General features: G+C 37.5%; 15 protein-coding genes, 1 pseudogene and 1 riboswitch. Of the genes and pseudogenes, 13 read left to right on the top strand and 3 right to left on the bottom strand.

The genetic code is table 11. The features are described 5' to 3' along the window. Window positions 1-7 precede the first annotated feature (7 nt). Both LZP85_RS17225 and LZP85_RS17220 read left to right on the top strand, forming a co-directional pair. Entirely contained in the window at window positions 8-2,419 is a 2,412-nt protein-coding gene (locus LZP85_RS17225; protein WP_061784906.1) for a glycogen/starch/alpha-glucan phosphorylase, read from the top strand. 123 nt (window positions 2,420-2,542) lie between these two features. Further along, a pseudogene (locus tag LZP85_RS17220) lies at window positions 2,543-3,915 on the top strand (IS1182 family transposase); the annotation flags it as partial. Between the two features lie 204 nt (window positions 3,916-4,119). Here LZP85_RS17220 and LZP85_RS17215 read toward each other — a convergent pair. Further along, window positions 4,120-4,863, bottom strand: a complete 744-nt coding sequence (locus tag LZP85_RS17215) for a TraR/DksA C4-type zinc finger protein (RefSeq protein WP_119543491.1) — start codon at window positions 4,861-4,863, stop codon at window positions 4,120-4,122. Window positions 4,864-5,231: 368 nt separating this feature from the next. On the opposite strand from LZP85_RS17215, the gene LZP85_RS17210 reads away from it, so the two are divergent. The 8 genes from LZP85_RS17210 to LZP85_RS17175 all read left to right on the top strand — a co-directional run bounded on the left by LZP85_RS17210 (window position 5,232) and on the right by LZP85_RS17175 (window position 16,708). Beyond that, window positions 5,232-6,653 carry an isochorismate synthase gene (locus LZP85_RS17210; protein ID WP_144594113.1) on the top strand — a complete coding sequence of 474 codons (1,422 nt, stop codon included), beginning with the start codon at window positions 5,232-5,234 and terminating at the stop codon, window positions 6,651-6,653. Then, complete coding sequence (gene menD, locus LZP85_RS17205) at window positions 6,640-8,388, top strand: 2-succinyl-5-enolpyruvyl-6-hydroxy-3-cyclohexene-1-carboxylic-acid synthase (RefSeq protein ID WP_206782193.1); 1,749 nt, start codon at window positions 6,640-6,642, stop codon at window positions 8,386-8,388. Before LZP85_RS17210 ends, menD begins: the two co-directional genes overlap by 14 nt. Window positions 8,389-8,391: 3 nt before the next feature. Next, window positions 8,392-9,216, top strand: coding sequence for a 2-succinyl-6-hydroxy-2,4-cyclohexadiene-1-carboxylate synthase (gene menH / locus LZP85_RS17200; protein WP_206782192.1), 825 nt, complete (start codon window positions 8,392-8,394; stop codon window positions 9,214-9,216). Then, complete coding sequence (gene menB / locus LZP85_RS17195) at window positions 9,213-10,031, top strand: 1,4-dihydroxy-2-naphthoyl-CoA synthase (RefSeq protein WP_025911893.1); 819 nt, start codon at window positions 9,213-9,215, stop codon at window positions 10,029-10,031. The genes menH and menB overlap by 4 nt, the downstream gene beginning before the upstream one ends. Window positions 10,032-10,093: 62 nt before the next feature. Further along, window positions 10,094-11,563 (top strand): o-succinylbenzoate--CoA ligase, encoded by a 1,470-nt coding sequence (locus LZP85_RS17190; protein WP_226639851.1) that lies wholly within the window; start codon window positions 10,094-10,096, stop codon window positions 11,561-11,563. Further along, window positions 11,560-12,666: an o-succinylbenzoate synthase gene (menC, locus tag LZP85_RS17185; protein ID WP_035321466.1), complete on the top strand. Its 1,107-nt coding sequence runs from the start codon at window positions 11,560-11,562 to the stop codon at window positions 12,664-12,666. Before LZP85_RS17190 ends, menC begins: the two co-directional genes overlap by 4 nt. Before the next feature lie 414 nt (window positions 12,667-13,080). Continuing rightward, window positions 13,081-13,266, top strand: a riboswitch (cobalamin riboswitch). A gap of 182 nt (window positions 13,267-13,448) precedes the next feature. Continuing rightward, window positions 13,449-15,644 (top strand): ribonucleoside-diphosphate reductase subunit alpha, encoded by a 2,196-nt coding sequence (locus LZP85_RS17180; RefSeq protein WP_234562269.1) that lies wholly within the window; start codon window positions 13,449-13,451, stop codon window positions 15,642-15,644. Window positions 15,645-15,661: 17 nt separating this feature from the next. After that, complete coding sequence (locus LZP85_RS17175) at window positions 15,662-16,708, top strand: ribonucleotide-diphosphate reductase subunit beta (RefSeq protein WP_025911899.1); 1,047 nt, start codon at window positions 15,662-15,664, stop codon at window positions 16,706-16,708. A gap of 33 nt (window positions 16,709-16,741) precedes the next feature. On the opposite strand, the gene LZP85_RS17170 is transcribed toward LZP85_RS17175, so the two are convergent. Beyond that, a complete protein-coding gene (locus LZP85_RS17170; RefSeq protein WP_025911900.1) occupies window positions 16,742-16,945 on the bottom strand; it encodes a hypothetical protein in 204 nt (67 codons plus the stop codon). 100 nt (window positions 16,946-17,045) lie between these two features. Beyond that, on the bottom strand, window positions 17,046-17,204 hold the full coding sequence (locus LZP85_RS17165) for a DUF1540 domain-containing protein (protein ID WP_119543486.1): 159 nt from the start codon (window positions 17,202-17,204) through the stop codon (window positions 17,046-17,048). A 212-nt stretch (window positions 17,205-17,416) separates the two neighbouring features. On the opposite strand from LZP85_RS17165, the gene LZP85_RS17160 reads away from it, so the two are divergent. The 3 genes from LZP85_RS17160 to LZP85_RS17150 are packed head-to-tail and all read left to right on the top strand — an operon-like array spanning window position 17,417 to window position 19,002. Next, window positions 17,417-17,698 (top strand): DUF2325 domain-containing protein, encoded by a 282-nt coding sequence (locus LZP85_RS17160; RefSeq protein ID WP_025911901.1) that lies wholly within the window; start codon window positions 17,417-17,419, stop codon window positions 17,696-17,698. A gap of 41 nt (window positions 17,699-17,739) precedes the next feature. Then, window positions 17,740-18,507 carry a PD-(D/E)XK nuclease family protein gene (locus tag LZP85_RS17155; protein ID WP_119543485.1) on the top strand — a complete coding sequence of 256 codons (768 nt, stop codon included), beginning with the start codon at window positions 17,740-17,742 and terminating at the stop codon, window positions 18,505-18,507. Window positions 18,508-18,540: 33 nt separating this feature from the next. Further along, the gene (locus LZP85_RS17150; protein ID WP_206782190.1) at window positions 18,541-19,002 is read left to right on the top strand and encodes a flavodoxin; all 462 of its coding nucleotides are present in this window, start codon (window positions 18,541-18,543) and stop codon (window positions 19,000-19,002) included. The last annotated feature ends 12 nt before the right edge of the window (window positions 19,003-19,014 follow it).

The raw sequence follows: 19,014 nt of genomic DNA, 5'->3' as shown, positions 1-19,014 counted from the left end.
GATAAGCTTGTTCTCTAATAAAGAAAGCTTTCAAAAAGTATTTTTAAAAAAGTTAGAAATGACTTATGGGAAAAGCTTCAAAGAATCGACGGTACAAGATCAATACCATACGTTAGGAAATATGGTGAGAGAGTATATTAGTAGTGATTGGATTGCTACTAATGAGGCTCAGAGATCAAATCACTCAAAACAAGTGTATTATCTATCGATTGAATTTCTATTAGGCAGGCTATTAGGACAAAACTTACTTAATCTTGGAATAAAAGAAGTAGTTGAAGAAGGGTTAAAGGATTTAAATATTTCACTAGAAGAGATTGAGGAAATTGAAGCAGATGCTGGGTTAGGGAATGGTGGATTGGGCCGGTTAGCTGCTTGCTTTTTAGATTCTTTAGCCTCTTTAAATTTACCAGGGCATGGATGTGGAATTCGATATAAGCATGGGTTATTCGATCAAAAGATTGTGGATGGCTTTCAAGTAGAGTTACCTGAACAATGGCTTCGCCACGGTAACTCTTGGGAAGTGAGGAAAGTTGATCAATCCATTGAAGTGAACTTCTGGGGAGACGTTGAATATTACAGTGATAATGGCAAACTAGCATTTCGACATATTAACGGAGAGTCTATTTTAGCTGTGCCGTACGACATTCCTGTAGTAGGTTATGACACGACTACAGTGAATACGCTTCGACTTTGGAATGCAGAACCTGCCTCATTTCCAGTACATAAAGACGTAATGCAGTATAAAAGAGAAACGGAAGCAGTCTCTGAATTTTTATATCCAGATGACACCCATGAAGATGGTAAAATTTTAAGGTTAAAGCAGCAATATTTTCTTGTATCAGCTAGTTTGCAAAGTATTGTTCGTTCACATCGTATCGTATACGGGACGCTTGCCAATCTACATGAAAAAGTAGCTATTCATATTAATGACACTCACCCTGTATTAGCTATACCAGAGCTTATGCGCATTCTATTAGATGAGGAAAAGCTTAGCTGGGATGATGCTTGGCATATTACTACACAGACAATCTCATATACGAATCATACAACGTTATCTGAAGCTTTAGAAAAATGGCCAATTCATTTATTTAAGCCACTTCTTCCTCGCATTTATATGATTGTGGAAGAAATTAACCAGCGCTTTTGTGAAGAGTTGTGGAAACGATATCCTTATCAATGGAAAAGAATTGAGGATATGGCAATTATCGCACATGATATGGTGAAAATGGCTCATTTAGCTATTGTAGGCAGCCATAAAGTAAACGGTGTAGCTAAAATACACACCGATATTTTGAAAAAGCGAGAAATGAAAAACTTCTTTGATTTCTATCCACAGAAATTTATTAATAAAACAAATGGTATTACTCATAGACGATGGCTGTTAAAGGCGAATCCAGAATTATCAATACTTCTCAATGAAACCATTGGTGATGAATGGGTGAAAAACCCTTACGCATTAAAACAGTTGGAACCTTATGCTCAAGATAAAAATTTTAAAGACCAATTAAAAAAAGTAAAGCAACAGCGAAAAGATATTTTAAGCGAAGTTATCAAAAAGCAAACTGGTATTGAAATAAATCCACAATCAATCTTTGATGTGCAGGTGAAGAGACTGCATGCTTATAAGCGACAGTTGCTAAATGTACTTCATATTATGTACCTGTACAATCGTTTAAAAGAGGATTCTAACTTTAAAATTGTACCGAGAACGTTCATCTTTGGGGCAAAAGCTTCCCCAGGATATTATTATGCTAAGAAGGTTATTAAGTTAATTAACTCAGTGGCTGATGTAGTAAATAGTGATCCCGTCACATCGCCGTTTTTAAAAGTTGTTTTTCTCGAAAACTACCGTGTTTCTTTAGCTGAAGATGTGTTTACAGCAGCGGATGTTAGTGAACAAATCTCAACTGCTAGTAAAGAAGCATCAGGAACAGGGAATATGAAATTCATGATGAACGGTGCTTTAACCGTTGGAACAATGGATGGAGCAAACGTAGAAATTGCGGAAGTTGTTGGAGAAAATAATATGTTTATCTTTGGCTTATCATCCGAGGAAGTTCTACACTATCAACAAAACGGTGGGTATCGTTCATTTGATTATTACCATCATGATCAACGAATCAAAAAAGTGTTAGAGCAGCTTATAAACGGCTTTTTTAAGAATACTTATGATTTATTTGAGCCAATTTATGATTCTTTGTTAATGCAAAATGATGAATACTATGTACTGAGAGACTTTGCGTCCTACGTTCAAGCACAGGAAAAAGTAAATCAAGCATATGGTGACAAAGACAAGTGGTTTGAAATGAGTGCGTTAAATATTGCTCAATCAGGTTATTTCTCTAGTGATCGCACAATATCAGAATATGCAAAGGAAATTTGGGAGATTAATTCATCAAAACAAATATTATCATACTAAAAAAGGAGCCTTTAGGCTCCTTTTTATCAGGCTGTTGAGAAACTTTGTTCTCAACAGCTTTTTTATGTCTGTCTTTTTTTATCAGTGGTAACACTGATAAAAAAAGACTGGAGTTGATGAAACATGATGGGTGCACTTAAAAATCATCGAGATGAACAAGTGATGGTTTCTGTAGAAGATTTAGTTCCTGCCAATCACTTTTTGCGTACAATTGAAGCGACAATTGATTTTAGCTTTATTGAAGAAAAGCTTCTTCCTTATTATTGTGAAGACAATGGACGTCCTTCCATTCATCCCATTACGCTATTCAAAATGATGTTTATTGGCTACTTTTATGGCGTTCGTTCCGAACGTCAACTTGCCAAAGAAATTCAAACGAATGTGGCGTATCGATGGTTCTTAGGCTTATCGTTAACGGATGCCGTTCCTCACCATTCGACGATTAGTTTTAATCGCCGAACACGCTTTTTAGATACGACGATTTTTGAAGACATTTTTGATGAAATTGTTCGCCAGGCGATAGAACATCGCATGGTTGGTGGACGTGCTTTAATGACAGACTCGACTCATATCAAAGCGAATGCGAATAAACATAAATATGAAAAACAACCAAAGAAGTCCCGCCGACAAGCGTATATGGAAGAGTTAGAAGCAGCCGTCAACGAAGATCGTCTTGAAAACGGAAAAAAGAACTAAGTCCTCGAAAGGAAGGCGTTTCCTTACAAAAACAAACCCGCATCAGTACAACGGATCCCGATAGTGGTTTTATGATGAGAGATGGAAAGCCAGATGGCTTTCATTATTTAGATCATCGAACGGTGGATGTCAAACATAATATTATTACAGATACCTGTATTACAGCTGGCAATGTGGCTGACTCTGTTCCTTATCTTGACCGCCTTGACATACAAATAAAAAAGTTTCGCTTTTCTGTTGAAGCTGTTGCATTAGATGCCGGGTATTTTACAAGCCATATTTGTAAACGCCTTTCTGAAAAAGGGATTTTTATGGTGATGGGCTATCGGCGTTTTGGATCGTCAAACAAAGACGTGCCAAAACGTCTGTTTCACTACGTACAGGAAAAAGATGTATTCGCTTGTCCAATGGGGTGCATTTTATCGTATGCGACTACCAGTCGCACAGGAGATCGTACATACAAATCAAATCCAAGTGATTGTGCCGTTTGTCCAATGAGAGACGGGTGTTTTTCCGCTTCCCAAAAACAACGCGTGGTGACACGTCACATTTGGGAGAGATTCAAAGAACAAGCGCGTCTAAACAAGCGCACAAAAGCAGGTAAACAACTTTATCGTATGCGTTGCACGACGATTGAGCGTAGCTTTGCCGACGCAAAAGAGCTAAATGGGTATCGATATGCCCGGTATCGAGGGCTGAAGTCTGTCCAGATGCAGGCGTATCTGACGGCAGCTTGTCAAAACATGAAAAAAATCGCCCATTACCTGACCAAAACAGGTCAGGTAATGGGCGATTTTTATGGAAAACGACGATTTGTTTGTGAAATGTTTACTTGTTTCACTATAAAAAATGAAAAGAGCCTCAGATTGACGAGAACCTTACAGGTTTCTCGTCAATCTGTAAAAAAGGAGCCTTTAGGCTCCTTTTTATCTATTGTCACCACTTAAGAAATTCCCTTAAAGGTATATTCAACATAAAAAAACAGGAGTATTACGCTACTCCTGTTAATCTGTATAATGTTCTTTCTCGTGAGAAGGGAGGTCACCAAAAGTGGTCATGATGCCTTCTTCATCTAAGCTTTGCTCATACTCTTCATGCTGCTTGGACGGATAGACAACAATTTCTTTTCCATATAAATCAGTACCTACAAAGTTCTCATAGTCTTCTACATAACCGACGTTTTCGTCATGCTCAATATATGTGTCGTTATAAGAAGAAATATCTCCTTCAAAATCAGATGGGGATTCAGACGTTCCATACCTCTCTACGTCTTGCCAAGAATCTTCTGCGTCATATTCAGTTGCTCCGGAAGTGTCCAGGTCGTATTGTCCAAATGGATGACGAAGATTTAATTCTTCGATAGGTCTTTGGCGTGATGTTTCCTGAGATGGACTATGCTCTTTACAATACAACGTGGTAGGAACTGCTTCTAGTCGTTCAAAGCTAATATCCTTCCCACATGTTTTACATTTTCCATATGTGGTTGCCTCCATCGCATTTAAAGCAGTCTTAATTTCCTCTAGCTCTTCCCGTGTATGTTCATATAATGCAATGTCTTTTTCCCGTTCATAAATTTCACTCGCCATATCTCCAGGGTGGTTATCATAACTTGATAACTCCCCTGTTGAATCATGTAAACTTTGGGATGTTAATCCAAAATCATTATTATCTTTTAACTGGTGTAGTAAGTTTTCCTGCTCAGTTAATAATACGTCCCTTAATTGGTTTAGCTGCTTGTTGGAAATCATAAAAATTCTCTCCCTTTTCCCTTGAATTACTCAATTCCACATTATTATGTGTTAAATGATTTAAAAAAATTAAGCTCTATCGTGTTTCACATGTGAAATGATTGGCATTTATGATGAAATGTGTAATGACTTCTTCCATTAGTTATGGAAAAACTAGGTGGTAGATACTTTCAATGATGAAGGAGAGTTGATACTTTCCGTAGTTATATCACGTAACGCAGAAACCAAGAGCACAAACTCGTTAACTTCTGGTGAGATATGATACAATCTTATCAAAGGAATTCAGTTGTCAAACTAGATTTTTTTACAACGAAAGTTTATAATAAATTGGTTAAAGACTTACGAGATTATAAACGGGGGGACGTAGTGTGATTGCAATAACTGAACAGTTAATACATGATCATTTATCAAAGGCAATTGAATGTGCCAGAAATGAAAGTAATACAAAACTTGTCAGCGTAGTCAAAAAAGTAAGACCTATTGACCCCCTTATTTTTTATGCAAACGGCTATAGACAGTTTTGTAAAGAACGTTTCTTTTGGAGAGATCCGAACCAACAGTACACGTTCGTTGGGTTAGGAAGAGCTTATACGCTGTCTTCCAAAGAAGGGTCTGCGCGTTTTTTTGATACAGAAAAACAATGGAAGCGCTTTAAAAAAGATATTTTATATACAAATAACGTAGAATTTCCAAATGGTACAGGTCCTCTGCTTTTTGGAGGATTCTCATTTGATCCTTATCAAAAAAAGGACAGCTATTGGACGGATTTTTCCAATAGTAAATTTGTAATTCCTTCTGTTCTGTATACAGAGGCAGATGGAAATGGGTATCTAAGTATAAACATTAAAGTAAGTGGTGAAGACAATATACAAGATCACCTTAAGCACATTGAAGAGCTTGAAGGATTGTTAATAAATCAAGAGTATGATGGCAGTAGCTACTCATCACCTTTACTATTAACAAAAGAAGAAATTGATGTACAAAGGTTTACAAAAAATGTTCAAAATGCTACTTCCTTAATTCAACAAGAAAAAATTGAAAAAGTCGTGCTAGCTCGACAGTTAAAAGCAACATTTACTGAAGCAATTTCGACAGAGTACGTTATTCAGCGTTTACTGAGAGAGCAGCCTACAAGCTACACCTTCATTTTTGAGAATGAAAACCAACATTTTGTTGGTGCATCTCCAGAGCGTTTGGTGCAGAAAGAAGGAGACTATGTTTTTTCAACTTGTTTAGCGGGTTCCATTAAGCGAGGGAAAACACGTAAAGAAGATGCGCTTCTAGGTGATGAGCTTTTAAATGACCAAAAAAATTTAATTGAGCATGACGTGGTCGTGCATATGATTAAAGAAGCAATGGACGCCTATTGTATGGAAGTAGAAATACCTATGCAGCCAACATTGTATAAAACGAAGCATATTCAACATCTCTATACACCTGTACGAGGTAAAATCAAGAAAGATGTGACATTGTTTTCTCTGTTGAAAGAGCTCCACCCAACACCTGCTCTAGGAGGATATCCGCAAAAAGAATCCTTGTCCATTATTCGAAAGTTAGAGCCGTTCGATCGTGGATGGTATGCAGCTCCAATTGGGTGGATTGATATTAACGGTAACGGAGAGTTTATTGTTGGGATTCGTTCAGGTGTAATTGAACGACAACAAGCGATGCTTTTTGCAGGGTGTGGGATTGTAGCAGATTCGACACCTGAGAGTGAATACGAAGAAACAACGATTAAATTTAATCCAATGCTATCAGCTTTAGGGGGTATAGCAAGTGGACCATACTGATCAGTTAACTGCTTACGTAGCAGCTTTTGTAGACGAACTAGCTAAATTAGGTGTAAATCATGTTGTGGTAAGCCCTGGTTCTCGCTCAACACCGATTGCTATGTTAATGTCTGAGCATGAAAAGATAAAAGTTCATTTAAATATTGATGAGCGCTCGGCTGGATTTTTTGCTTTAGGTATGGCAAAAGCAAAAAATCAGCCTGTTGCGCTTGTTTGTACATCTGGAACAGCTGCTGCAAATTATTTTCCAGCAGTTGTCGAAGCACATCACTCAAGGGTTCCTCTACTTGTCATTACGGCAGATCGTCCGCATGAACTGCGTGAGGTAGGAGCTCCACAGGCAATTAATCAACAATACTTATTTAGTCATTATGCAAAGTGGTTTGTGGATACAGCTTTACCAGAAGCTGCGGAAGAGGCAATTCGTTATATTCGAACTTTGGCTGGAAGAGCTGTTAGCGTTTCAGCTGGTGCTCCAAAAGGTCCTGTTCATATTAACATGCCGCTTCGTGAACCAATTGTTCCAAATCTTTCTTTAGAAAATTTATGGAGCTTACATGAGCGTGACAACTCGTACGTTTCGTTTAATAAGGGAAATCCAATGCTTTCTAGTCAAGCTTTTGCGCATATTGGTCAGTTCATAAAAGACGAAACAAAAGGTTTGATCATATGTGGAGATCAGCTAAATGGGGAAGATAAACAGGCTATTGTAGAGTTAGCAAATTATCTTCAATTTCCAATTATTGCGGATCCACTCTCGCAGATGAGAAGCGGTGATCATGCTAAAAATCTCGTTATCGATACGTACGATTCTTTTTTGAAAAAAGAAGGAATTCAACCGCTATTGAAGCCAGAAGTTGTCATTCGGTTTGGTGCCATGCCTGTATCAAAGGGTTTGACTTTATTTTTAAAAGCGTATGAGCCAAAAGCTGTTTTTGTAGTAGATGAAAGTAATGGATGGCGAGATCCTACACTTCGCTCAACGCATATGATTCAGTGCAACGAAGGGCTATTCGCTCGTGAATTACCAAAGTATATAGGAAGTAAGAAATCTTCTAATTCATGGAGTGAAAAGTGGATTGAATTAAATAAGCAGGTTAAGGATTCGTTAAAAATCAACTTACAAGATAAGTGGTTTGAAGGTAGCATTGTACAGGAACTATCAAAGCTTTTACCAGCTAATTCGGCTTTGTTTATTGGCAACTCAATGCCAATAAGAGATGTAGATTCGTTTTTCTTTGCGACAGATAAACCAATTCACTTATTTGCAAATCGCGGTGCTAATGGCATTGATGGTGTTGTTTCATCAGCTTTAGGTGTTAGCACGGAATATGAACATACTGTACTTTTAATTGGGGACTTATCTTTTTACCATGATTTAAACGGCTTGCTCGCTGCTAAAATGCATAATCTTAACTTAACAGTCGTGCTCATTAACAATGATGGCGGGGGAATCTTTTCATTCTTACCTCAGTCAAAAGAAGAGAAGCATTTTGAGTTTTTATTCGGTACGCCAACAGGTCTACAGTTTGAACATGCTGCAAAGTTATATGAGGGTACATTTAGTAGAGCCTATACAGCAGATGAGCTTCACTGCGCATTAAAAGCTTCGTTTAAAGAGGGTGGCTTGCACATTATTGAAGTGCCAACAGCTCGCAAAGAAAATGTCGAAATGCATCGTGAAATCTGGAGTGACGTTTCCCAGGTAATAAATTTGTCTGAATTTGAGGAATAAGAGATGTATTATAGATATGAAGATGTTTCGTACCATGTTGAAGTACAAGGGAAAGGAACTCCCCTTTTGTTATTGCATGGCTTTACAGGTTCCTCTCAAACTTGGAGTACATTTACGAAGTCTTGGGCACGTTATTATCAGGTTATTACAATTGATATTATTGGACATGGAAAGACAGATTCCCCTAGCGATGTAGCTCCATATAAAATGACTCAGATGATGAACGTTATTGTAAGTCTTCTAGATAGGCTCCGAATTGAAAAGGCCTTTGTTCTTGGCTATTCAATGGGAGCGCGTCTAGCGTTGGCATTTTCCATTCATTATCCAGAACGAGTGAAAGCGCTCATTCTAGAGAGTGGATCACCGGGCTTAAAAACACAGCCGGAGCGAATGGCAAGGCAAGCTGCTGATGAAAAATTAGCTGCGTTCATTAGGGAGCAAGGTGTGTTGAAGTTTGTGGACTACTGGGAAAGCATCCCCATGTTTAAAACTCAAAAGCGCATGCCTGAAAAAGATCAAGCACTAGTTCGTCAAGAGAGGTTGGCTCAATGTAAGCTCGGGTTAGCAAATAGTCTAATTGGTATGGGAACTGGAGCTCAACAATCTTATTGGGAGAAGTTACATACCTTGTTGCTTCCTGTCCTGTTAATTACAGGTGAACTTGATCAGAAGTTTTGTGAAATCGCAAAAGACATGTCTAATCAGCTCAAATTTTGTAGGTATAAAGTTGTTTTAAACACTGGCCATGCAATTCATGTGGAACAACCAAGAATTTTTGGTAAAATAGTAAGTGAGTTTTTATCACAACATGAGGAGGAAGAAAGATGACAGTTGAATGGGTATCTCAACGTAATTATGAAGATATTTTGTATGAAACATATAATGGAATTGCAAAAATTACAATTAATCGTCCAGAAGTACGAAATGCTTTCCGTCCAAAAACGGTAATGGAATTAATTAATGCTTTTGCATATGCGCGTGATGATTCAAGCGTTGGTGTAATTGTGCTAGCTGGTGCTGGAGACAAAGCATTTTGTTCTGGTGGAGACCAAAAAGTACGCGGGCATGGTGGTTATGTAGGGGAAGACGAAATTCCTCGCTTAAACGTATTAGACTTACAGCGATTAATTCGCGTTATTCCAAAACCAGTTGTTGCGATGGTTTCAGGCTATGCAATCGGTGGAGGTCATGTTTTACATATCGTATGTGACTTAACAATTGCTGCAGATAATGCAATTTTTGGCCAAACGGGTCCAAAAGTTGGAAGCTTTGACGCTGGATATGGTTCAGGCTATTTAGCGCGTATTGTTGGTCATAAAAAAGCGCGTGAAATTTGGTATCTATGCCGTCAATACAATGCGCAAGAGGCACTTGAAATGGGACTTGTTAACACTGTTGTACCATTAGAAGAGCTAGAAGCAGAAACAATTAAATGGTGTGAAGAAATGTTAGAAAAGAGCCCAACAGCTCTACGTTTCTTAAAAGCTGCATTTAATGCTGATACAGATGGATTAGCTGGTATACAGCAATTTGCTGGAGACGCTACGCTTTTATATTACACAACTGATGAAGCAAAAGAGGGTCGTGACGCATTCAAAGAAAAGCGCAACCCAGACTTCAAACAGTTCCCACGTTTCCCATAATGCTCAAAACAGCTTGATGACATTCATCAAGCTGTTTTTTCTATGGAAAGGAGAATAGAAGCATGAATTTGTTACCTAATTGGTTAAGTCAACGAGCGAAAGTAACACCTAACCGAGTTGCGGTGGACTTAGCAGCGGAATCGATTACATTTTTACAGCTGCATAAACGAGTGGTGAAGCGAGCTTTTCAATTAGCGAGCTATGGGATAAAAAAAGGTCACACAGTTGCTATATATATGAAGAACCGAATAGAATATATTGAATTAATTCATGCTTTAGCTTATATAGGAGCAAAAGCACTATTACTCAATACGCGTTTAAAGCAGCAAGAGATTCAGTATCAATGTAGCGATGCAAAAGCGAACTTTCTTGTTGTGGATGAGAGTTATGAAGAAACCATACTGCTTTCAGGAACAGAACTAATTCAGCTACAAGACCTTATCTATCGACACGAAAAAGAAATTGTGCTTCAATCTCAGTATGATTTAAATGATACGTATACAATTATGTATACGTCAGGTACTACAGGTAACCCAAAAGGAGTTATGCAGTCTTATGGGAATCACTGGTGGAGTGCTACTGGGTCATCGCTAAACCTTGGACTTCAGACAAATGACTGCTGGCTCGTTGCTGTGCCTTTGTTTCATATTAGCGGTTTTTCTATTTTAATGAGAAATGTTATTTATGGGATGAGAATTGTATTACACTCAAAGTTTGAAGCTATACAAGCAAACGCTGCTATTGAAACAAAAGGTGTGACCATTATGTCGGTCGTAACTTCGATGCTGACCCAAATGTTAAAGGAACTAGGTGGCAGAAAATATCCTGAATCATTTCGCTGCATGTTAGCAGGAGGAGGTCCCGTGCCAAGAGTTCTCTTGGACGACTGTATAGAGAAAGGAATCCCTGTCTACCAGACGTATGGCATGACAGAGACTTCTTCTCAGTTTGTAACGTTAGCTCCAGAAGATAGTATTCAAAAACTTGGATCTGCAGGAAAGCCCCTGATGCCTTGCCAGCTTAAGATTGTAAATACTAACGGTGAGGAAGTAATGAATGGTATAGAAGGTGAAATTGCTGTGAAAGGCCCTAACGTAACGTCTGGGTACCTTAATAAACCAGAAGAAACAGACAAAGCAATAAAAAATGGTTGGTTTTATACAGGAGATATCGGCAAACTTGATGAAGATGGATTTTTATACGTATTAGATAGAAGATCAGATTTAATTATTTCAGGTGGAGAAAATATCTATCCAGCAGAAATTGAGAGCACTCTATTAAAGCACCCACTTATTGCAGAAGCCGGGGTTACAGGGCTGCCTCATAAACAGTGGGGACAAGTTCCAGCAGCTTTTTTAGTAGTTACATCCCCAATAAAAAAAGAAGAGTTACAGGCATATTGTCAGTCGATGTTAGCCAATTATAAAGTACCAAAGTATTATTTTATTGTTGATGATCTACCAAGAACCGCTTCCAATAAAATTATTAGACGAAAATTACCTCAGCGTATAGAACAGGGGCGTCAACTATGATTGAAATCCATAAAGCAACCATTCATGCTATTGAATTGAACCTATTATCACCGTTTTCAACTAGTTATGGAACTGTGACAAATCGAGAACTGCTTCTTTTAGAAGTAGAAGATATAAGCGGTGAAGCAGGCTGGGGAGAAGTGGTAGCATTTTCAACTCCTTGGTACACAGAAGAAACCATCCAAACGTGCTTTCATATGCTCAATGATTTTTTACTTCCGGCTTTAATCGGAAAGCGATTAACGACGCCTTTAGACCTACAGGAAATATTTAATCCGATTAAGCGAAACCATATGAGTAAAGCAGCAATAGATTGTGCGGTGTGGGATTTGTTTGCTAAGAAGAACAACAAGTCTCTATCTCAAGCTCTTGGTGGCACAAAAGAAGCTGTAGAAGCTGGTGTAGTAGTTGGACTCGATGATATTCATAAGATGGTTCATAAAATAGATGAACACTTGAAAGCTGGATATAAACGTTTTAAAGTAAAGATTAAGCCTGGAGCTGATTATGACCTTATTAAGCAAATTAGAAATCATTATCCAAAACTGCCGCTGATGGTAGATGCAAACTCTGCTTACTCCTTAAATGATTTGAATTTGCTTCAAAAGCTAGATGAATTTGACCTTATGATGATTGAACAGCCATTAGATTCTAGTGATATTATTGATCACCGTCATTTACAACAGCAGCTACGCACGCCCGTTTGCTTAGATGAAAGCATTGTGTCTTATGATGATGCTAGAAAAGCAATTGAGTTAGGGAGCTGTCAAGTTATTAATGTAAAAGTTGGACGGGTAGGCGGCTTAACAGAAGCAAAACGAATTCATGACTTGTGCCAGAAAAGTAATGTTCGACTATGGGTAGGGGGAATGCTGGAATCGGGTATATCAAGAGCTCATAATATTGCATTAGCTTCATTAGAGAATTTCACGATACCTGGAGACATTTCAGCTTCTTCACGCTATTGGAACAAAGATGTCATTCTTCCAGAAGTAGAAGTGGATGATGGGTTAATTCATGTGCCAAAAGAACCAGGCATTGGCTATCGGGTGGATAGGATATTTTTAAATAAAGTTTCCACATATCAAAAAACATATGCATAATGTAAATCCACTTTAAAAGTGGATTTTTTATTGTGAGTTCGTTTTTTTAAAAAATTTTCTTTTTATTTATATAGAAGCTGTCTAGTCATGTGAAAAAAAGTTTGATTAAATTTCATAAATCAAATAGTACAACCAATCCGAGAAAACATGTTATGATGGAATAGTTTGATGAAAAATAAGACTGTTTGTAGTAGCTAGTTGCTAATACCTAACAAAACTTTAAAAAATTTCTTTTTTTACATATGTGTAGGAAACCTTACTTAACAAAGGCGTAGATCAGTATGTTAAGTAAGGGTGGGGTAAATGTGCGGGAATTTATTTTGAAAAAGATATTGTAGTTCTGTAAGTTGTCCCTTATAATGTGTTTATAACACAACATCTTGTTTTTGATTAAAACTTCATATACTATATTTTGTGTTTTCCAGTAGAAAAGGTGTCTGAAAAAAGACTTAAAAGGGAATTTGGTGTAAATCCAAAACTGTCCCCGCAACTGTGAATGCTGATGAAATAAGGAATAGCCACTGTGAGTAACGATCATGGGAAGGCCTTAGAGTAAAGCGAAGCATAAGTCAGGAGACCTGCCTTTTTTATGACGTTTTATCTTCTTCGGGAGGTGAGAGGATAGAGCGAGGATTGAGAAAAGACATTTTGTCTTCTTTTATCTTCGTTCTATTCGCTCACTGCGTCAGGTGAGCGATTTTTTTATGCTGGAGAAAAAGGAGGAACTTATTTTTATGATTAATACAACAGATTTAAATAAACTTGAAAAAGTAAATTATGATATGAAACTACTTGGTGAAAAATTTCCACAACTTGATTTTTCATGGTATGAGGAAAAGGTAGTAGAAACAGTTGCTGCGAAAGAGAATATGACGGACGAAAAAATAGCAAATGTTTTTATTTTAGCAGCACTTGAGCGAATTTCAATGGATGAGCCAGATTGGACATATGTAGCAGCTCATATCTATTTACAAGAGCTATACCGCAAAGCTGCCGCCAATAGAAAATACGTTCAAGCTGAAAGGTACGGCTCATTTTATCAGCTTATTACAGAGCTTACAGATATGGGGATTTATAGTACACAGCTTTTGGATACATACTCTGTGGAAGAGATTAATGAGCTAGGCTTAGCCATTGATTATACAAAAGATAGCCTATTTACGTATATTGGCCTGTTGACATTAGCTGATCGCTATTTAGCAACATCACATGATAAGCGTGTATACGAGCTACCGCAGGAACGCTTTTTAATTATTGCTATGACACTCATGGCAAATGAAAAGAAAGAAGAGCGTTTAGCGCTGGTAAAAGAGTCATATTGGGCACTTTCAAACCTTTACATGACAGTGGCAACGCCGACATTAGCGAACGCAGGAAAAAGCTATGGACAGCTATCAAGCTGCTTTATTGATACGGTTGATGATAGTTTACGAGGTATCTATGATAGCAATACGGACTTAGCTACGCTAAGTAAAAACGGTGGTGGAATTGGCGTATATCTAGGTCATATCCGTAGCCGAGGTAGCGATATAAAAGGGTTTAAGGGCGTATCATCAGGAACAATTCCTTGGATGAAACAGCTTAATAACACAGCAGTTAGTGTTGATCAACTGGGTCAACGTCAAGGAGCAATTGCTGTATATCTAGACGTATGGCATAAGGATATTTTTTCTTTCTTAGATGCACGTTTAAACAATGGAGACGAGCGTCAGCGTACGCATGACTTATTTACTGGCGTTTGCTTGCCGGATTTATTCATGGAAGCTGTTGAAAAACGTGAAGACTGGTACTTGTTTGATCCTCATGAAGTTCGTACGGTAATGGGTTACTCGCTAGAAGATTTCTATGATGAAGAGGAAGGCAGCGGCTCCTTTAGAAATCGTTATCGTGAATGTATTGAAAATGAATCCCTATCAAGAGAAAAAGTGCCTGCGATTGAAATTTTTAAACGAATTATGATTTCACAATTAGAAACAGGAACACCATATATGTTCTACCGTGATACAGTGAACCGTGCTAACCAAAACCGTCATGAGGGCATGATTTATTGCAGTAACTTATGTACAGAAATTACGCAAAATCAAAGCATGACAACAGTGGTTGAAGAAATCACAGAAGATGGAAAAATCGTCATTACAAAGCAACCAGGTGACTTTGTCGTTTGCAATCTATCGTCTATCAACTTAGCACGTGCAGTAACGGAAGATGTACTTGAACGCCTTGTGCCTATTCAAGTTCGTATGCTAGATAACGTAATTGAACTGAATAACCTTCCAGTTCTACAGGCAAAACTAACAAACCAACGCTATCGTGCTATCGGTTTAGGTACGTTTGGTTGGAACCATTTATTAGCTCTACAAAAGATCGCTTGGGAAACAGAAGAAGCTGTTCAGTATTGCGATGAGTTATATGAAAAAATTGCTTACCTAACGATTCAATCAAGCATGGAGCTTGCAGAAGAAAAAGGAGCATACCCTCTATTTGAAGGGTCCGATTGGGAAACAGGAGCTTATTTTGCAGCACGCGGTTACGAAAGTAATCAGTGGAATGAGCTACAGGCGCTTGTGAAAGAAAAGGGAATTCGAAACGGATATTTAATGGCCGTTGCGCCGAATTCATCTACTTCCATCATTGCTGGGTCTACGGCTAGTATTGATCCGATTTTCCGTAAGTTCTATTCAGAAGAGAAGAAAAACTATAAAATTCCAGTTACTGCTCCAGATTTGTCACCGGAAACGAATTGGTATTATAAGTCTGTTTATTTAATCGACCAACATTGGAGCATTAAGCAAAATGCAAAGCGTCAGCGTCATATTGACCAATCTATCTCGTTTAACATTTATGTTCAAAATGATATTCGTGCAAAAGATTTACTAGATTTACACATGACTGCATGGAAAGAAAAGCTAAAAACAACGTATTATGTTCGCTCTACGTCTAGCGAAGTAATTGATGAGTGTGAAAGCTGCCATAGCTAAGAAAGGAGTCGATTTTGTTGACGAACAGTCTAAAGAAACGTGAGATTATGAATGAAAATGCCCCGAACCGCTCAACGGGAATTATTAATGGTGAAACCTCAAATATTTTAAACTGGGATGATGTACGATTTTCTTGGGCGTTTCCAAAGTATAAGCGCATGCTAGCTAATTTCTGGACACCGTTTGAAATTAATATGGGACAGGACATCAAACAGTTTCCACAGCTTACAGCGGATGAACAGGAGAGCTTTTTAAAGATTATTGGTTTGTTGGCTTTATTGGACAGCATCCAGTCAGATTATGCGAGCAAAGTTGCTGATTATGTTACGGATTCTTCAATCAATGCGCTGATGATTATTTTAGCTCAGCAGGAAGTTGTTCATAATCACTCTTATTCATATGTATTATCAAGCTTAGTGCCAAAAGCTAAGCAAGATGAAGTATTTGAATATTGGCGTACGGATGAAAAGCTTCGTGCACGCAATGACTTTGTGACAAATGGTTATAAAGCATTCGCTGAAGAGGCAACAGTTGAAAACTTTTTAAAGTCCATTGTATATGATGTTATTTTAGAAGGTCTGTTCTTCTATAGTGGGTTTGCGTTTTTCTACAACTTAGCACGCAATCAAAAAATGGTTGCCACATCCACGATGATTAACTATATTAATCGTGATGAGCAGCTTCATGTGGGGTTATTTGAAAAAATCTTTAAAGAAGTGCTAAATGAAAATCCAGAACAGCGTACGGCTGAGCTTGAAGAGTTTGTTACTTCAACATTCCGACAAGCTGCCCAGCTTGAAATTGAATGGGCTGAGTCAGTCATTGGTGAGAAGTTTGATGGAATTACGATGAAAGATATTCGTCAATACATCGAATATATGGCAAATAAACGCTGTAATCAAATGGGATTTGGGCGCGTAGCGTTTCCTGATGCACCAATTGAAAATCCGCTGCGTTGGATTGTTGCGTATCAAGAAGTTGACCTTGGTAAGACAGACTTCTTTGAGCAAAAGTCAAGACAATATACAAAAGCATCAGATGTAAATGGATTTGATGATTTGTAAAATAAAATAGCTGACTAAATGGCTACAACAGTTTTAGTCAGCTACCTGTGTTGAAATAAGGCCTAGTTCAATAGCACGAGTAGTGATAAGTAGGTCAATTTCAGGTGGAATGGTTTCTAATGTTCCACATTCATACTGCCATAAATGAGCAAATGATTGCACATAAATGGGGAACGTTTGTTTATTGGCTTTAACAGCTTCTGCTTTGAAAAAATGAACAAGTTGATTGGTATTCATATATTACCTTCACTTTCGTTGATATGAAAAAGGACAACCCGCGTGGTTGTCCTTTTTTATTAATTAGGAATAGAACAAAGTTTGTTTTAGGATAACCGATTTAAAGATCTTCAGGTTTAAATGTTTTACAATCTGTTTCGCGGCTATTAGAAGCCTTTTTACCAGCATGGCTGACTACGTAAATTTCGTCTGCTCCACAGTGGTTGCCTTGCTTCCAATAATGACAGTTATTCACTTCACAAAGAACGTTTTGTGACATATATTCCCCTCCTTTATACGCGTGATATATGTAGTATGGTCAATTTTCATTATTGTTATAATCGAGAGATTAGAAAATTAATTGAGAATTTTTATCAATTAACAATTGACAAAGAGAATCATTCTCAATTATTCTATGTATATAGCAAACAAGATTAAATCATCGTTAAGATTTTAAATAAACTTAATTTTATCGTATAGGAGGAGAAATACATGTCATCAGTTATGGTTGTTGGAGGAGATCGTTTAAAGCATATTACAGATCGGTTAGCAGGTGAGGGGTTTAACGAAGTTATTCATCTTGATGGAAGAAAAAGTAATATGGTGAAGCGGGAAATTCCGGATCATATTGGTTTTGTACTTGTGATTACAGATTTTATTAACCACAACATGGCAAAGGTCATTAAAGAAAAAGCGAAAAAGCAGCAAAAGCCAATTTATTTTGTTAAGCATTCATGGAGCGCAATTCGCAAAGTAATTGAACAAGTATCATAAAGGATAAAGCAACAGGTGATTTTATAAAGCGTGGTGACAGGATGCAATTAAAAGTTCAAATCAAAACCTTGGCTAGTCATCATATTGAAGAGTTTATTCAATGCCCTTATAAATTTTATCAGAGGCAGCTTAAAGCTCGTAAACATCAACTGGTTGATTGGCGAAGTCTCGTCAGCGTAACCATTCATAAGGTTGTCAAAGAATATTATGCAAAAGCGCCATATGAAAGATCTGCATATTTTATTTTACAATTAATTGAAAGGTATTGGTCCAAGCTCTCACCGGAACTTTTCCAATCGAAAATTCATTACTATGAAGTCCTAGCATCGGTGAGTGATCATTTGTTAACGTTTCTTATGAGTGAATTGCAAGATGATACGCCACTATTTGTTTATGAAAAATATGGAGTATACGTTCCTGAATTAGAAACAAATATTTCACTGTTAATTGATGCAGCATATTGGTCGGATTCTTCTTATGAAGTAACAAAGTTTCTAATTGATGATCAATCAGAAGTAAAAGAAATGCTGACAGCCTTTATGATGGTTTTTACCAAGCATGCATTCAATAGAATGCCAAAAGCTATTCATTTCTATTCACTTCTAACAGGGAAGAGAGAGACTGTTGAAATTGTATCTGAAAATTATTTAGAGTCAGTTAATAAACTGAAAATGATGAAAGATGTACTAGAAGAGCCAAAGTTTTTTCAAAAGACAAGTTCATTACAAGAGTGCAAAAATTGTCCACTCCGATTTGAGTGCAGCACAGATTCAACTATTCAAGCTGAGAAACTAACAATGTTTATGTGAAAATAGTATGCAAAAAGGTAGGTAGTGTTGAGAGTGAACAAAGTATTATTAGCTTATGCAAGTATGTCAGGTAATACAGAAGCGATAGCAGATGTGATTGAAGAAGTATTAGTAGAAGAGAAATTAACTGTAAATCGTCTCGAAGTATTCGACTTAACGCCAGAAGATATAAGAGATTTTGATTACATCATTTTGGGATCATATACATGGGGAGACGGTGAGCTGCCAGATGAGTTTTTAGATTTCTATGATGAAATGGACGATATTGATTTTTCTCAAAAGAAGGTAGCTATATTCGGTTCAGGTGATATGGCTTATGATATCTTCTGCGGAGCAGTAGATTTATTAGAAGAGAAAGTGCAAAGTCAAGGTGGCACCTTAATGACAGAAGGCTTAAAAGTAGAGCTTGCTCCATATGGAGAAGATGTAGAAAAGTGTAAAGCGTATGCGCTTAATATTGCAGCAAACATAATAAAAGAAGTAAAGAACAGATAAATCGTTCTTTAC

It is taken from the genome of Priestia flexa (assembly GCF_021441905.1).
Taxonomy (GTDB): domain Bacteria; phylum Bacillota; class Bacilli; order Bacillales; family Bacillaceae_H; genus Priestia; species Priestia flexa.
Note: the sequence above shows the minus strand (reverse complement) of the source record. Positions and strands in the feature narration are given on the sequence as shown.

Bases quoted from the DNA above. Each gene is read 5' to 3' on its own strand.
- LZP85_RS17215 (WP_119543491.1), bottom strand. From the start codon at position 4,863: ATGATTTCCAACAAGCAGCTAAACCAATTAAGGGACGTATTATTAACT.
- menH (WP_206782192.1), top strand. From the start codon at position 8,392: ATGTATTATAGATATGAAGATGTTTCGTACCATGTTGAAGTACAAGGG.
- menB (WP_025911893.1), top strand. From the start codon at position 9,213: ATGACAGTTGAATGGGTATCTCAACGTAATTATGAAGATATTTTGTAT.
- LZP85_RS17190 (WP_226639851.1), top strand. From the start codon at position 10,094: ATGAATTTGTTACCTAATTGGTTAAGTCAACGAGCGAAAGTAACACCT.
- menC (WP_035321466.1), top strand. From the start codon at position 11,560: ATGATTGAAATCCATAAAGCAACCATTCATGCTATTGAATTGAACCTA.
- LZP85_RS17180 (WP_234562269.1), top strand. From the start codon at position 13,449: ATGAAACTACTTGGTGAAAAATTTCCACAACTTGATTTTTCATGGTAT.
- LZP85_RS17170 (WP_025911900.1), bottom strand. From the start codon at position 16,945: ATGAATACCAATCAACTTGTTCATTTTTTCAAAGCAGAAGCTGTTAAA.
- LZP85_RS17165 (WP_119543486.1), bottom strand. From the start codon at position 17,204: ATGTCACAAAACGTTCTTTGTGAAGTGAATAACTGTCATTATTGGAAG.
- LZP85_RS17160 (WP_025911901.1), top strand. From the start codon at position 17,417: ATGTCATCAGTTATGGTTGTTGGAGGAGATCGTTTAAAGCATATTACA.
- LZP85_RS17155 (WP_119543485.1), top strand. From the start codon at position 17,740: ATGCAATTAAAAGTTCAAATCAAAACCTTGGCTAGTCATCATATTGAA.